Source organism: bacterium SCSIO 12696, from assembly GCA_024397955.1.
In the GTDB taxonomy this organism is placed as follows: Bacteria; Pseudomonadota; Gammaproteobacteria; order Pseudomonadales; family Porticoccaceae; genus SCSIO-12696.
On the sequence record CP073744.1, the window covers coordinates 1,328,098 to 1,344,749 of the forward strand.

General features: G+C 43.0%; 13 protein-coding genes. All 13 read right to left on the reverse strand.

The window, feature by feature from the left end; translation table 11 throughout:
- Positions 1-35: 35 nt before the first annotated feature.
- The 13 genes from KFE80_06070 to KFE80_06130 all read right to left on the reverse strand — a co-directional run bounded on the left by KFE80_06070 (position 36) and on the right by KFE80_06130 (position 16,605).
- Entirely contained in the window at positions 36-383 is a 348-nt protein-coding gene (locus KFE80_06070; GenBank protein ID UTW46443.1) for a hypothetical protein, read from the reverse strand.
- A gap of 56 nt (positions 384-439) precedes the next feature.
- Positions 440-760: a hypothetical protein gene (locus KFE80_06075; GenBank protein ID UTW46444.1), complete on the reverse strand. Its 321-nt coding sequence runs from the start codon at positions 758-760 to the stop codon at positions 440-442.
- Between the two features lie 95 nt (positions 761-855).
- Positions 856-1,176, reverse strand: a complete 321-nt coding sequence (locus KFE80_06080; protein UTW46445.1) for a hypothetical protein — start codon at positions 1,174-1,176, stop codon at positions 856-858.
- A gap of 66 nt (positions 1,177-1,242) precedes the next feature.
- Entirely contained in the window at positions 1,243-1,572 is a 330-nt protein-coding gene (locus tag KFE80_06085) for a hypothetical protein (protein ID UTW46446.1), read from the reverse strand.
- 524 nt (positions 1,573-2,096) lie between these two features.
- On the reverse strand, positions 2,097-2,438 hold the full coding sequence (locus KFE80_06090) for a hypothetical protein (GenBank protein ID UTW46447.1): 342 nt from the start codon (positions 2,436-2,438) through the stop codon (positions 2,097-2,099).
- A gap of 534 nt (positions 2,439-2,972) precedes the next feature.
- On the reverse strand, positions 2,973-3,332 hold the full coding sequence (locus tag KFE80_06095) for a hypothetical protein (protein ID UTW46650.1): 360 nt from the start codon (positions 3,330-3,332) through the stop codon (positions 2,973-2,975).
- A 137-nt stretch (positions 3,333-3,469) separates the two neighbouring features.
- A complete protein-coding gene (locus tag KFE80_06100; protein ID UTW46448.1) occupies positions 3,470-4,219 on the reverse strand; it encodes a hypothetical protein in 750 nt (249 codons plus the stop codon).
- Positions 4,216-12,267 carry a hypothetical protein gene (locus KFE80_06105; protein UTW46449.1) on the reverse strand — a complete coding sequence of 2,684 codons (8,052 nt, stop codon included), beginning with the start codon at positions 12,265-12,267 and terminating at the stop codon, positions 4,216-4,218. Before KFE80_06105 ends, KFE80_06100 begins: the two co-directional genes overlap by 4 nt.
- A gap of 524 nt (positions 12,268-12,791) precedes the next feature.
- Entirely contained in the window at positions 12,792-13,193 is a 402-nt protein-coding gene (locus tag KFE80_06110) for a hypothetical protein (protein UTW46450.1), read from the reverse strand.
- 29 nt (positions 13,194-13,222) lie between these two features.
- The gene (locus tag KFE80_06115; protein ID UTW46651.1) at positions 13,223-13,534 is read right to left on the reverse strand and encodes a response regulator receiver protein; all 312 of its coding nucleotides are present in this window, start codon (positions 13,532-13,534) and stop codon (positions 13,223-13,225) included.
- Positions 13,535-13,563: 29 nt separating this feature from the next.
- Positions 13,564-13,911 (reverse strand): hypothetical protein, encoded by a 348-nt coding sequence (locus KFE80_06120; GenBank protein ID UTW46451.1) that lies wholly within the window; start codon positions 13,909-13,911, stop codon positions 13,564-13,566.
- On the reverse strand, positions 13,908-14,222 hold the full coding sequence (locus tag KFE80_06125) for a hypothetical protein (protein ID UTW46452.1): 315 nt from the start codon (positions 14,220-14,222) through the stop codon (positions 13,908-13,910). The genes KFE80_06120 and KFE80_06125 overlap by 4 nt, the downstream gene beginning before the upstream one ends.
- Before the next feature lie 709 nt (positions 14,223-14,931).
- Entirely contained in the window at positions 14,932-16,605 is a 1,674-nt protein-coding gene (locus KFE80_06130; protein ID UTW46453.1) for a hypothetical protein, read from the reverse strand.
- Positions 16,606-16,652 lie beyond the last annotated feature (47 nt).

Below are 16,652 nucleotides of genomic sequence, written 5' to 3' on the forward strand. Positions count from 1 at the left end.
ATATTAGTATGATTCATACAAAGCCATTCAACAGATCAATTACCAGTAACAACGATCGAGCCTGGTTTCGGCAAGGCCTTTCCCCAAGGACCCAACTTACAGCCATCCATCCACATAGTTATCTTCTTATTGCCCATATGCGCAGCGAGAGCAACACTTAGTAGTGAGTCGTAACCGTTTGGATAATCGGCACGCCAAAAAACCATTTTATCTGCTTGTTCACAACCGTCGTTCGCTACTGCCCCTGAAGCGGAATAAACAGTAAAAAATGTGTCCGTAACTTCAACTTTTAATATATTGAACTCTCCAGTTCCTACAGAGGAAAAACTCACTGATGTGAAAGCAAGCATACTTATTGCTAAGATGTTTCTTAATAAGTTCATAAATACTCCGATTCCAATACAGCAACCTGACCACTGAGCTAATAACTCTGCACCCATCAGTCAACAATAAAAACATAATCTATGGATTCCCTATCACCCCAAACATCACAATTGTTTTTACCTTGCACATGAACTCGTTTTTTCTGTGCGTGAGCAGCAATCACTATAGACATAACCGCTTTACCATGTTCTGTTTTGAGATCGACAGCCCAAGAGCCTAATGTTTGAACAGCACACGATGGTTTATTAACGTGCGCCCCTGCAGAAAAGAAAAATGCATCTCCAGAGCTAACAAGTGGACTGGAAACAACACCCTCGCTACTTCCAGCCTGAACGATAGAACTCAAAAACATACTCAAAAATAATAATTTTTTCATAAACTTATACCTTGACAGTTCCCATAAAAATTAACACAGGCAGTAATAGGCATAGCACTGTGAACAATTTTTACGCAACATGCATTCATGGTCTATTACTCCAAAATCGAGATAGCAATACCTCGAAAATCTATACCAGTGCAACCGGAAACTCTGATCTGAACCTTTGATTTTGAATGAAAAGCGGATAACGCTATAGACAAAATTTCTTTAAGAAGGGGATGATCTTTATGAAACTTTACTCGAGAAGCTTGACAGTTATCGGCCGATAGAGCGTTGTCAAACTCTACATATATCGCTTCGTTACTCCAGCCAGTATCAATCTTTTTTATTGTTTGAGGCGGCAGAGAATCATCCGCCAACACACGACATAACGATCCGGCAACTATTAATACAATGAATACGATATATTTCACACTAACTCCTTGTTAGAAAATGATGTTTAGTACGGCTATTTTACTTTTAATATTTTTTATAGAGTCTTATTTATCAGACACAACATAAACAACGCGACACTCGCTTGGATCGCTGTTGGCACGAATCCAAACTGGGTGCTCAGTAGTGTGTGCTGTAAGCAAAAGAGAATAGAGTTGATTAAAACCTTCTGAGGCCTTTTCTAGCTTGATATAGCCATATCCACCATCATCACAGTCCAAATTGCTCTCATCACCGGAAGTACCTATATTAACGTCACCGTTTACCTTAACTACTATTCTTGTGATCTTAACTGCTGTACACGATCCTCCCGAACATCCAGCCCAGGATATCGAGGGGAAAATAGCCAAAATACACATCAACACTACTGTTCTCATAATTTTCTCCTAAAGCCTAAAAACTAAGAGTGAAAGCATCGGCTTTTTAAAAAGTGAGTAGGAAGCTACTCAACGACCAGATACTTGAAACCGCCTGTTTGAAAAGCGACCTTTGTGATCTTATTTTTTATTAAGCCACAACCAGCGAGAACATAAGCAGCATGCCCAATAGAAAATGCAACGAGGACAAATGCCATTAATCGCCTTGTATCGTTACTCCTCGAGCTTCTAATTGTTGTGTCTAACTCTAACTAAGTTGATATCTTCACCATCGGCCCATCGATTACAAGCGCCGTAGCCGACAATGGTTACTTCCTTACCTGCTAACTGAGCAGCGAGCAGCACTGATGTTGGCAGAATCTGAACAGCTGTTGACCAGTCAACTTCACACCCCCAAGTTACTCTAAGCTGATATATCTCTGACTGCATTACGGGGCCCCTTTCGAAAACAGATAATACGAGCCATACTAATGATTGAGCTGATGCGGACTCTTCGGTTCAGAGGCAAGCTAAAGCATCTAAATTTACGGATTGGCCGCCAAATAGAGTTTTTTGACCTGCCGCTGACCTGTTTGGATACTGCATCCGTCTGCTTCCTCAGTGACAACCTCTACCCTGTGTTTGGCAATTTTTGCCGTTGTCAAAAGTGATAGAGCTGTCTTTTTTTCTTCCTCGCTCCACCCACTAAAATACACCCAATAAGAACCTGAAGTGTTATTTGGATGATTATGAAATATCACACCCATTAACCCTTCTCCTTTTTCAATCCAAATCTTCCCAACATAGAGTCCCTTACAATCGTTTGTATCTGAAAGAACAGGAAATGAAAGTATTGAAAATAAAACAAAAAATATTACTTTTTTCACACTAAATGTCTCAATTTAATTTATCCAAAAAAATTTCTAATGCCATATTAAACAATGCAGAAGTGGAACCCATCGGTTGGACAGCTACTTTGGGCGTAGTCTAATTACGGTGGCTTTGCAGTAGGTATTGCCAGACCCTGAAAATAATTGAGCTTCGTCACCATAAACCATAACTGGACTTGAGGAGTGATATGCCGACAGTGCCATACTCAAAACAGTTTTAAACCCAGGATCCGAAGAGTCCAGCCAAAATCCATAACAATCACTAGCTGGGATGTCGAGTGTAAGCAATATATCACCCCTGCCTGTTACCGTGTATGAATAAATCTCTTTTATGGTGGTAGTAGAGGAAATAACAGCTGCATAGGCAGAACAGCAGTTTATTACCAAAAATAAAATAATAACCTGCATTGAAAATTTCAGACTTCGCATGGACTATCCTTAGTTCAAAAACCTAGCTTCTATAAATCATTGATGAAAAATTATTTTACGATTAGTTAGAAATTTTTTAAATTTGAGAGCTAAATCTTTGATTCAATTTTTCTTGACTTTCGCATACCGAATATTCGCTGATGTCCAGGATACCCATGTATCACAACTTGCTGGAACAGCATTACCTTCAAACAATACATAGTCAATTTCTTTATCAGCAGACAGCGCAGACAAAAACATTGAGTAAAGCATTTTGCAAGTTTCAGGCCCTGTACTGTAACTAACTCCTGAAACAGTCCATCTTTCTTCAGGATTACAAAAAAATACTGGGAGATTCATACTGCTTAACCTCACCATAAATTTATCATTTCCGTGCATTGCAATTTCTTCAACTGTGCCTTTGCAGTTCAAAGATCCAGCGAAAGCGACTCCACTAAAGAGAACAGAAGAAAAAATCAACAATAATTTATTTTTCATAAACATTTTCCTTAATTTAAGATTTACAACGTTTACTTATGACACACGGAAAATTAAAACTGTATTACACTCACAATTTATCTAAAAAAACTCCGCTTTACATTGATACTGAGAATTTACTTTCAAGATATATCTGGCTCATCTTTAATTAGAAAAAGATCATTTCTAAACAAAGATTTTAGTTCAGCACGACGCCGAGAAAAGAATGTAAAATTATTCGCTACATCATTGATATCTTCTGTTACTTGTATCCAAAACCCTTCAGCAGCTTGCTTGACAATAAAACCAGCAGAAGAAATAAGATCAAACTTAACTTCTTTAGAAAATTCACCTCCTAAAAACATCCCCCAACCAAAGTTAGGGATCTTTCCGTCTTTAATTGATAAAGTCCGAAAAGCACTTTCCGGGGTTCCATGTACATATTTTTGATCATCAAATGATGCAAAACAATGCGCCATAGCCACGCTGGCGTTCATAGCCTCACCTAATTTCACCCCCAAACCACCCCAATCGATCTTTTTATGTGGTTCAGCATAGATATCTAAACGGCCTTCAATAATATCGCCTTTAATATTACGATCTGTATGTCGCACCTCAGCTTCATACTTCACAGCTCGTGTTCGTTTCCAACGAAGACCAATAGGAAATTCCGACAGTGATCCGTCAACTCGCATTTTGGATATATACGCCCAATATGGCTCCGTGCTCTCTACAGACTCAAATGGACCTATTTTTTGCTCCCATTGATAGAGTGTTTCCGGCAGAAGCTTTGGGCTAATATCTCCGAATGCATTTAATACTCGACGACCTACTGACCAATCAGTAGTCTGCCCCATAGTTATCGCAGAAAATTTTACATGTTCTTTCTTCATAAAAAATTACTCAAATCTCCCGTTGACGGATCATATCGATAAATACCACCCCCAACTTTTTCTATAACATCATCAATACTTTCTTTCAAAGGGCGTGATATCTTTTGGGTTCTAGGGCTGACTACAAGATTAAATGGCGTATTTGTTCTTAAAGCCAGTGCCAACTGAGCACGCAACTGATCAGAATTTGATAGTTCTAATACATTTTTTATCTCAAGGATACCTCCGGTGCTTCGCCCCCATAAATCAGGAATTGTCGTCACTTGTTTGCCACTAAGTAATGGAACGGTTACAGCCTTGTTATTTTTGACTGCACCAACATGACCCAGCGCTTCAATAACCTCTCTTTCAAAAGCAGCACCATTGGCCCTATTCAAAGCAAGCTGCCTCGAATCTGCCGCCTTAAGCCGCTCCGTAAGACGCTTGATAAGGTACTTGCGATAATTTTCTCGCAATAACCTTTCGAGAGCCATCCTAGACACACCAGACGCCAGCCTTATAGTTTCCCTTGCTCCTGGCGCACTTGATATCATTTGTATACTAGCTTGGCCTATCGCTGCAAGATCTTCAGCCAACATAACATCGTTTGTGGACAAACCTTGAGCCACTCGCTCTTCTTGCAAAATTTCAAAGAAAGCAGAGATTTCTCCAACCGTAGAGAGCTCTAATCCTCTACCCTCAGCAGCATGAAGTGCATTTAGAGCTTGAAACCCATGCAGAGTTGGGAGATTTGTTGCCCTTGTCGCAGTACTTTCTCCAACTAATCCTGATGATACGTTCCCAAAACTTGCATCGTTAATACCCGGCGTAGGGCGCACACGAGCAAAGCCACGCGCACTGCCACTCCCAAAGCTAAAGTTAATATTGAAGCTAAAGTTAAACCATGAATCACCACCAGGAGATGATTCGCTTTCACTATTCTTTTCACCCATAAAGCCACTAGGATCTATCCCGTTAAGAGGATTGTTCCAAATATAAGAATAGCGGTTCAGGCTCTGGGTATTAAATGGAGCCTGAACAATCGGATCCGCCTGAACAAACCTGGCCAGATGCGGATCATAAATGCGACCATTCATGTGAATGATCCCCACCTCATCCAGCATCTCATGCCCAGTAAAACCACGAGTGAAGCGCTGGCGCAGGTCAAATAGCCCAGAGTTGGAGGTCACAGGTGTCGTACGCTTGGTAAAGGCTATAAGATCTGCCTCACTCATTTGAGTCCAATCGACCGCTGCACGCCGCTTACCCCAAGGGTCAAATGAAAACTGATCAACGATAGCGCCATTACTATCAGTAATTAGATCCAGGCTCCCAAGATGATCGTAGTGACGATAATGGATATCCCGGCCATAAAGGCCGCTTGTATTGTTGACCTTCAAGGTAACAATGGCCACGTCGCCGATATAACGCTTAACTTCGGTGGTGCTGTCAGAGCTATCTTCAGTGAATTCGACACTGCCCACATAGTAGGTAGTACGCACCACTCCTGCACTGTCAGTATCTACACGGCGATAACGATTACGATCTGGCCCATAAGCAAACGCTGTGGTATGGCCACCTTTTATAATAGTTAACGGCTTATCAAATACGCTGTAAGTAGTTTGGCGATTGCCACCACTGGTATTATTGCCGTTGGCATCGTACCGATAATCGCTACCCGCCACATTGGTTACTGCGTGAGGCCCCGAAACCTGAGAAACAGCGTCGCTTCGGACATTACCATCCAAGGACCTTGCGGTGTACACATAGTCTGCACTACCAACATCTGATTTATTTTCAATGTTACCCAGCGCGTCATATTCAACGACAATGGGGCTACCGTTATTAACTCTATAGTCCTTAAGACGATTGAGGCCATCGTAATTAAAGCTTTCACGAACCGTCACACTATTTGGGCGAATCTGTTCTCGATAATCCAGGTTACCAACATTATCCCAGTGATAGGTTAGATCCTGACGATCGCCCAAAGACGAAGAGCTAGTGTGCGTGTTGATTTCTGTCAAGCGCCCAGTGTTCGGCTCAAAGGTACGAGTTGTCCAGAGGTCATTACCAAACTGCGTTTTGACAATATTGCCGCGAGCGTCCATCTCATCAATGGTTTGATAAACCTCATAAGGGCTACCGTCTGCATTACGCTGGGTTGAGCTTATCTGCTCCAAATAACCATGTAAGTTATAGTGGTTTTCAACACCTTGTTGTCCCAAGCGGCTGGCAAAACCAAGACTGTTTGTGTCCGTATCAGGGTCATTTGCTGCATCGGTTATATAAAGTGGGCGACTGTACTCATCGTAATACACATTCTCCATGTAAGTACGGCCATTGCCATCCATTGACGTTCCCGTTACGGATAAGCGGCCGTGATTATCGTATGTGTATGTTTGTTGATAATCACCGCTACCGCTTTGGCTACGGCCACTTAAACGACCAATCGATTTATTACCTTGGTCATAATCCCAATTTGCGGTTCCAACTACTGCGTTGAGGTGATCTCGATCAACACGAGTTTTTATGCGACCCAAATCGTCATATTGAGTTTCTGTAATCTGGCCTTTGCCATCCGTTTGACTGGTTATCTCATTAAAACCATTGTAGATATAGCTCCACGTGCCTTTATCTGGATCCTCCAAACGTGTTTTTCGACCTAACGAATCATAAAACACACGAGTAGTCTGCCCCTCGCTCTCCATATAATTCATATTTCCTAGGGCATCGTAATCGTAGTTAATCACGCCTCCAATGTGATCTTGAACCTCTACTACCTCACCAATAGCGTTGCGCCATTCGGTTTTGGTTAAACCTGAGCTGAAGTTTTTAGTAGGCGCTGAAGTAACCGTAGTTTTCAGTCCGTTATAGATGGTACTGGTAGACCCTCGTCCCGGCTCACTGACACTGGTTACACGATTCAATACATCATACTGAATCACTGAATAAACCGGATTGTTACTAATGTACGGTTCACTAACTTGGTGTACACGACCTAACGAATCGTAAATAGTATCTACTTTAGACCAATCCTGGCCATTGAAGTGCTTGCTTGCTGTTCGTGTTTCGCGGCCAAGAATGTCATAACAGACGATACTCTCACCGCCACCCGCTGTTTGCACTTTGTTGTAGTAGGAGCTATTTGCGGGGCATAAGGTGGCAATATTGTCTTGGCTTATTGTAGTGATGGTATAACTGCCATCTTGTCGATAATCCAGATACTCTCGTCCAAAGGCACTGTAACGAGTAAAGGTCTTTATTCCATTTGCATCTGTAATCTCCACTGGACGGCCATGAACATCACGATCACGTACAGTAACTGTGTGATTCAATGCATTTTTGCTTTCTTTTAAATAGCGACCAGAACCCTCATAAACTTCTGATGTTGAACGACTATCACCGTCGTATCCGGTTCCAGTCTCTGTAATATTGGTATTATCCAGCTGGCCATAACTATCATATGTAAAAGTACTCGTTACGGACATGGCCTGCAGGTTATCTGCAACAACCTGAGTTGCCAGCAACCCGTTACTGTTATAACCCATAGCGGTAACTAAGGTTTCAGTTGGCTGGGTATTTGTAGCACCAGCACGCGCACTAAAGTTGCGACTGGTCGTTACAGTTTGATGATCAGGGAGTCCGCGCCATCTGGCCACAGATTCATCAGTAAAAGTATCTCCGGCCAAACGATTATTAAAGGTCAAAGTTGTCGTGCTACTAAAGCTATTACTGTATCCGGAGTTATGCTCCGTTGTTGTAACTACTGTTTCAGTAGTATTTCCATATCCATCTAGAATATTTTCAGTAACCTGACGAGTAACGAGTCCACCATTATTTGTGCTAGGTTCATTGGATAAGTTAAACGTCTCTACAGTACTTTGATGCAAATAGGGGTAGTACAACCCTTCGCCTGCATCGGGCAAGCCACTTACATCCTGAATCCAATCCGTCAGTTCACCACTGGCATTTCCATTCCAGAATTTCAATTGCCATACATTATCTGTGCTGCTTAACAACAAATTATCACTCGTACGCCGGATCTCTATACGCCCTGGCTGCCCAGTAAATGGGAAGTCTTGCCGCTGCCAACTTGTTGTGCTGATATCTGCCTCAACATCCCTGACTGTACGACGACCAAACCCTAAAAAGCCTCTACCCATAGCCTGCAACCTGGCATCTTGATAGTGGTATTCGTGAGTACGTTTTGCATCTGGATCGTTTGTTGGCGAGGATGTTCTAACTTCTGTTACCACATACATAGCACCATGAAGCTCTAGCACCGGGTCTTTCATACCGTCATTATTGGCATCATCTCCCAAAGTATGCACAGAACCTAGTAAATCCAGTCCAGCATTCAGCGTAGAATAAAACTCACTATTGCTGATTTGTGAGTCACTTGGATCAACACGGGTGTAATTATCAGTATTTGCCAAAGATTCGTAAGTCAAATCAATGGCAGCCCCCAGACCATTAGTAATCTTATGAATTTTATTGGTCGGCACATTTTTGATTTTTGACAAATAGAAGCCTGATTTATTAACCAAGGCATCTGAAAAGACAAAGTCCTTAATTCCATCACCATTCAAGTCACCAAAAGCCCGTTTAGCTAGGTAGGTCGCTGTTTGACTAGCCTCTTGGCTGTCTAGACCGCCTAAGAGTTGCCTAGTATGCTTGAAATCGTTTGTTACAGGATCATACTCTCGAACCATTAGTGAACCTGCAGGGATAGAATTACCATTTCTATCTGAAAAAGACACACTATATGGTCGGTTATCTTCACTATCTATGAATTGCCCATAATTAAAGAATACAAAATCTAAGTACCCGTCATCGTTGACATCAACCATCCTAGGGCGCAGCCGGGTGAGAACAACAGGATTTCTAATAGTAGAAAAGGCATAAGGTCTCAGCTGCGGAGTTAGATCTATTTTATCGTTACTCCCGGAAAGAGTTAACGTAATCAGATAAGATTCAAGATATGTTAATGATCCAAGTCCTGCGCCATCTCTGCAAGTTTCAAAAATGTTTATAATTCCATCATTGAAACATTCATAATATTGAGAGGAAATTTCAAGAATATCTTGTTCCCCATCTCCGTTCACGTCTGCATATTGGCGCAAATATGGTTCATAGCGCATATCCGCATAGAGATTAACACTACCTATATTCGCGTCTGTAGAGATTGAAGAAGGGTTAAGATATAACAAAAAGTGTGGACTAGAAAAACCATTGAAATACTTACCTATACTGTTTTTATAACCATCAGGGGTCACTGAAAAGTACTCTCTGCTACGCACTCGAATTGGTCTTCCATCACCGTATAAGGAATTAATCGGAGATTCTCCTGCCCTAAGATCTATATGCTGGTGCTGGTATTCGCTTGTCTCGGTGGCAACTATTACATCTGCTCGACCATCCATATCTATATCAGAAAATGACTCAACCCAAACGGTATCTACACCGCTGTCATTAACAAACGAACTGAGTAAATTAGGTGACCCAAAGTCATAAAATAACTTAGAGCTTTCTGATTCACCTGAACGCTTCGCCAAATAGCGAACATAAATATTTTTATTGGTCTCATATACAGCATCCACTAATCCATCGGAGTTGATATCTGCAAAAACGAGATCTTCTTCTCCTGGAAGATTGAAGGGTGCGTTTGTCAAGCTTCTATTCAATGCCCAAGTTCCATTAGGCTGAGGTTCTGAAAGGAAACAAACCCACTGATTGTGGCGGTACCACATCACATCTGAACGACCGTCGCCATTGACATCAACTACTGCAAGTTTAGATCTCTGATTACCTGCACCATTTAGAAGAACGTCACTAGAAGAGCCTTTCATTACCTGGTTAACACCGCCAAGTAGATATCTCACTTCATGCCGATCATAGCCACCATCATGTTGATCTTGACTACTAAATACCCAAATGAAGTCAAGAACGCCATCACCATTAATGTCGCCAAACTCTTGGGCGGTGATGTCATCGTCACCATCACTATTTTCAAAATTGATAACAGTATCTGGAGTGGATTCAAACTCAGTATTAACCGGCTGATGCCAATCGAAGCTAGTTGCAGGTAGGCATTGATTACCAACACAAACTGAAACCTTTTCAAGTCGGCTAGTTTGATTCGCCGAAAGGTTTTCATCTAAATATTTCAGCTCATAACGCCTATATTCAGAATAAGGCTGTCCACTGTGCTTACTATAGGAGCGTATTTCTTGCAAACGGCGGAGGTAATTGGAAGTAGAGCCGTTAATCGTCATACGGTAAGGATCGGCACGATTTGAAGATCCATAATCAAATATGACGTAGGCGTTGTGGGAGGCACGGTTATTCGAGCTATCAAAAGCGTAATCAATACGCTCTAATCGATGCCCCGTATTGTCAGATTGCCCCACGTAACCGTAGGCAATCAAGTTGTCGGAACTGTCTTTATAGGATTCGATCTTCCAGGAATAAACATCATTTGTTCCAGGAACAAGGTGTTCTGAGTTGTGAGAACCAGCACCACCATAGAAAGTAATACTGCCATCCGGGCGTTGCACTTCGAAGTAGTCAGGTGCACCTGCCCCTGCTGTACCGCCATGGGCGAAAACTTTGACGAAGCTATCAATTTCTGTGCGGTATTCTGAGCCTGGATCCCCATAAGAGGAATGCCCAGAGATCATAATAAGTCGCTGCCCATCCAGGCTAAAGCGATCATCTGCATTCAAAGATAGCTTTTTGGCTTCACCATCTTGCTGAAGCGTTTGCCGCACACGAGTGATCTGTGATGTTCCACCAAGGCTCCAACCAATACCTAATAAGCCGTTGCCACTTTGGCTGGCGTAGTTTAGGGAAAGGTTTGGTGTGGTATTACCGCTGCCTGCCGGAACCTCTATGGGAATGCTGTAGGTAGCAGAACCAGACGCATCCACATTGAACTCACCTGGGAGTGTACCAATGGTATCAGTAGAGTTGATATCCGATTGCGGAACCGTCGGTATAGCCGCCGGAGTTTTGCTAGACAAGTCGGGTTCGATTAAGGCTGCAACAAAGCCAGATTCATCTATACGAAACGATTCTTGGTCATAGCTAGAACAGTCTTGCGAGCCTAACCCTGCCACACAAGTTCTTACACGTACTGTATAAGAACCTATAGCCAAATTATTTAGCACAGCCGTCCTACTTTGTGCATCAAAGCTTATCGGACTAAAATCACCACTGTTATACCGCAAATCAACTTCATAGTTTCCAGCACCCCCTCCTGTTATTAGCCAATATACAGTTGCCGACGTTGTATTACCTTCAACGTGAACAGATGGTCTGCTTGGTGTACGAATTACAGCCAGTTCTTCTGTAGGGGCGCTGTAGCTACTACAGAAGCTCGCATTACATGCTCGAATTCGATACTGATATTGCCCTGTTGGTAAACCTTCAAAAGATAAATGTATTCCTGAGGTTGTTGTGATATTTTCACCCACATATCCCTGCGAATCCTTCAGTGTTGTAGGAACCCATGCTGCACCATTCACGCGGTGTTGAATGTTATACCAGTCCGCATATTCAACGCCGTTCCACGCCATATTTGGAGGCACAACGCTGTTAAAGGTCGGGACAGGCGGAACAATGGTATCTAGGAAAGATGGGGAGTTTCCACCTGCAATTATCAAGGAAGCATTTTCAGATACAGCCGGTAAAAGGCGAGCGTCTGAGATACCGTCGTTGTTGAAATCACGACTGACGTATTGATAGCCACCTACAGTCAAGCTAGCTACATCAATTGATTCATCCACCAAAATATTGGCATCTGGGTAGGTACACTGGCTATCAACTACGGAACTTAGAATCTTGTAGCTGCTGCCAGCAGGGGGGATCAGGATGGGCGTCGTAATATCGACAGTGATCAATATCACGCGCTCTTTGGCTTTGAGGTAAATATCTTCACAGCCATCGTTATTCAGATTGCCGCTATAGACTTCGTAGTCGTTACTACCAAATTCTACTGCACTGGCACTGCCAGCCAAAAAGGTGGTTGCCAGAAAAAACAAACCAACTGCGCGTTTGACATCCATCATAGCTATTTCCCGATTGTGTTCTTTAGTTCCAACTCAAGGTCACTCAGGCAATTGTTGTTTAGTGCCTAAGCTGAAAATTTTTTACTGAAAGCTCTATTCCGTTGTGTGATCAGTTTTTTGTTAGCATCACATAACTCGGAGAAGGCGCATCGCCGTATATTGGTAAGGCAGAGCATTGAGAATGAACCCCGATAGTAAATAGTCGCTAGTGAATAACTAACCACAGCAGTCTTAAGCAATAAATACCAACTTTTTTGACATTATTCGATGCCAACCTCGCCCCACTCACTATCTAAATCGCAAATCATCTTGTACTGATTCTGCCAAGTAGAAAAAACAGTCACTTGGTTGTATTTACTGATATACACGTTTTCCAGATTCCCACTGCGCGAATGTGCTGCCTGTAGCATCCAGGGTGAAAGTAACATTGACAAAAATAGGGCTATTCCATTAAATTTTAATACTCTTAACACTGCCTGCACTTTGATTACTTTCAATAAAATTTGAAATATTTTTCATATCTTTTATTCTTCAGCAAGCCAAATACGATCAGCCTTTAAATACCCACTCGTGGTATTTCTCATCTGGATAGATATCTTTCTTTTAGTTGCCTGAGCCGACAAAGCCGTTGAATAAAAAAGTTTTGCAAATTCTGGATTTTCCGAAATCACAACAGCTGCTGCATGACGGCCGCTGCTACTTATTGAAAACCCTGCGACATCAGCACTCTGTTCACTATCAAAAAGCGTATCGTAATAAAGCAGAATCAAACCACTTGCATTTACATATATTCTGCTGACGTATCCGTCGTAATAGCAGTATCCACCGTAGGACGAGCTACAGGCTGGTTTACCTGCGTACGCAGGCTGCCAGGCACAACAAACCAATATAAAGAGCGCAGATAGATATCTAGAGATTTTTTTCATTATCGTTCCTTGAATTGAGCAATTCATTTTTATTCAAAGTTAATTAATAACCTATTGATCTGACAACCATTTGTATCGGCATCGAAATTGATAGCAACCTCTCGACCAGTTGCAGCTGCAGTCAAAGCAACACTTAACATATTGTTTAGACCTTCTTGAGTGACACCGTTGTCTCCAACACTTAAGTAGTGATATTTTGGCGAATTGGCGTTCGGACATGATGGTGCGTCATCAACGAACGTAAACACAACTCGTCCATTTGCTTGAGGGTATACGCTTTTTATTTTAGAAGTATGCCAAGCGGGGGTTGCAGCCATACCAAAAACTGAAAATGCATTCATAAGTAAAAATGTAATTATGGCTATAAGCTTCATTCGTCAATAACCTCTAGATATCTCACCATACAAAATGCATCATCACCATTACCACGAGGGATGTATCGAATATTCACTTTTTTACCGGATGCTTTTGCGGCGAGCGCTATAGAAAATACTTCTTTGGTGTAAGTCCATAATTCGCAATTGACCGAGGGCGCATCTGGGTTAGGGCCAACACGATTTTTCCCATTAATTTGTAGATATACCCTTGTAGATCCATCAGAGGCTTCATAAGCCCTGACTTTAGTAACAACTCCTGCATTTATTGCTCCGTCTGCTGCGTTAACAGGCAGAGCTGCCAGATAAAAAGCGGTAGCGACTAACAGTTTGAGCGTTTTCATCGGACACTAATGATTCCTACTGTTGAAAAATCATCGCCCTGAGTCCAATACCGAATCCAGATTTTTTGCTTTGCCAATTTGGCAGCTAATGCAGTGCTATAGAGAGCATCTGCAGGTGGATTGCCTGCATGACCTATTTCTAGCCATTCCGGCAAACCTTCAATTTTCATCAACATTCGACCAGTGCTATTGATGTAAACTTCAACAATCTCAACATCAGACACATCGACACTCTCAGCCAGGCAAGTGCTGGATAGTATGAGGCTTAGTGCAACAATAAAGGCTTTGACAGATAATATTTTCGTTGGCATCAAAGCCTCTCTACTCCGCTGAATTGGAAAATTTTTTCGCACGCTTATGTCTATACCAGGCCTTTGCCTATTAATAGCTAAGTTGACTTTTGGAATACATCAAATGCCGATATACCATGCCGTCCAGCTCGCACTTCACTGGCAATCTACCACTGGTGTTTAGTAGGCTTTTCAAGATTTTGTCCCTCAAAAGATAGATTGAGAGCATTCCGAGAAGGATATGACCACCACATATATACCCTCAGCTATAAGCGTGAGAGAACTTCGATTATGGTGGTTTATTAGTTGGAATTAGTGAGAGCTTGCCCGCGCCAATACTATTAAAGTACAGCGCTTTTCAGCTTGAAGCTGGCTCCGTTTAACCCTTTCCCCTACCTGAAATGCCTAGCATTGTTTCCATACGCCCCGTCAATGGGACATTCGCCGCGCAGTAAACCAAAAGAATATGACAAACTCAAGTCATTTGAATAATCAATTCAACAATGATGCTAACAACCGTTTAGTTCTTCTGGCAGGCAACTAAAATTGTGCATGCTTTTGAAACCCGCAAAACCTATGAGCCCCCTATCACTTATAGAGTTTCCGTATACCAATCCCTGGAACCCATTACTCACAAAAAATGGCTACCCAATTGGGTAGCCATCTTGCGAGTCAGCTTTCCTGCTCTTTACTTTATAAAGGCTTGATGAGGGGTATACTCACCCCTCCACTAACCATCCCCCCAATCCAGCCGAATGTCCCACTCAAAAAACTTCTCCGAGGGCAAAGTCGGCGAGGTTTTATTGTCTACTTCGCTGTAAACATTTTCAGGAGGAGCCACGGTCGCGTCTTTGCCGTAGATATAGTCTTGATCTTCCACAATCACTCTATAGGCTTTATTGAGGGTTAGTGCTCTTTCCCGTGACGGCACAATAATGTCATAAATACTGCTCGCCCCAAGCAGGCTATCTGTTTTAACAGTGCCATCTTTATGGAACCAGCGATTTTGCATTTCCGGGTTGCTGCGGAATTCACCACCACCCCCTACCCGTTCAAAGTAGGTCAGGAATTCGCCTTTGGTTTCTCCACGATTGGGCACATCTTTGATTTTGGTTAAATCTATGTAGCCGTAGCCAGCAGCTCCATCCAGCTTGCGAGGGAAAGAAAAGGTTTTGTCGATGGTTGACCCAATGGAGTTATGGCAGCCCATACACGATAGATTCTCTTCATAGGTATAGGCGCGCAAACTGCCGTGGCGATCTTCGATAAAACCGCTGACTGACCAGCCCATGCCATTATCCAGGCCATGGTCGCGGAGATTGGTGTAGCCCGGCAGGTAACCCGCGTCTTTTTCGTAGCCTTCCTCTCGGTAGTACTCCTGCAGCGCGATCAACGGGTGGGATACATGTTTTTTCATGTAACGGACTTCTTTCATTCGCCGCGATGTTTTTACCTGACCATCATCGCCAAAGCCCAGGTAGCGCACCGTGTGCAAAAATTCAGTACCTTGAGGGTAGGTGCCCGCTTGCAGAAAATGCGCTTCGGCAGCGCCCACGTACTGGTTTAACACCGTGATCTTTTCAATAGTCGCCAAACGCCCATCGCCATCCAGATCCTTGCCAATAACAGTTTCATTGATAGGGAAAGTGGTTATCTCGTTGAGCTGTTTGAGGTTGGCTTCGGTAATTGCCAGGTTGGCCAGGTAAACATCGCGGGAGTATTCACCTTTACTGTTGGTGCGATAATCTTCAGCAAGCCGGATCATGGTATCGTCCGTGCTGCCGTTGGTGGGCCAGAACGTACTGGGAAAAGGCTTGTAGTTAAATGCCACCCAGCGGCTTTCATCTTTGGCAAAACCTTCTTTATCGAATGCCTCTGCACCTTCTTGCAGGCCTTCCAGGTCGGGCACCCAGCCATTAAATACCACTTGCTGCAGGCGGTCGGCCAGCTCTGAATAGTTATCCTGATTGACCCAGTCGATAATTTCTCCATCGGATATCTTTTCGACTCGATGACTGCGATCTTCAAACAGATTCTTCCAGTGGTTTTTCAGTCCCATATCGCTAAAGCTATAGGCAATTTGCAAATCGCCATCAGACATGGTGTTTTCGCGTCCTTTCACCGGGTTTTGGTGGCAAACATAGCAAGGGTTATGGGTGCCTTCGGTTTTTGTGTAGCACATTGGCGGAATAATCGCCTCGCGATTATAAGCCGCTGTGACAGGGTGCACTGGCAACGTCGGTGGCTTTACCGAATCACTGGAGCGCAGCATATCAATAGTCTGCTCATGGTACGCAGGCTTGGCTGACTGAGCTGTGGCTTCTGCCAGGTCGCTGTTGGTCTGAGTGCACGCCGTTAGGGCAAGTGCGGCGAAAATCAATACCAGAAGAGTAAGTGTCTGCATAACGTCGAATCAGCTGTAAGGTCACAAAAGAACGGTGCCTGCTTGAT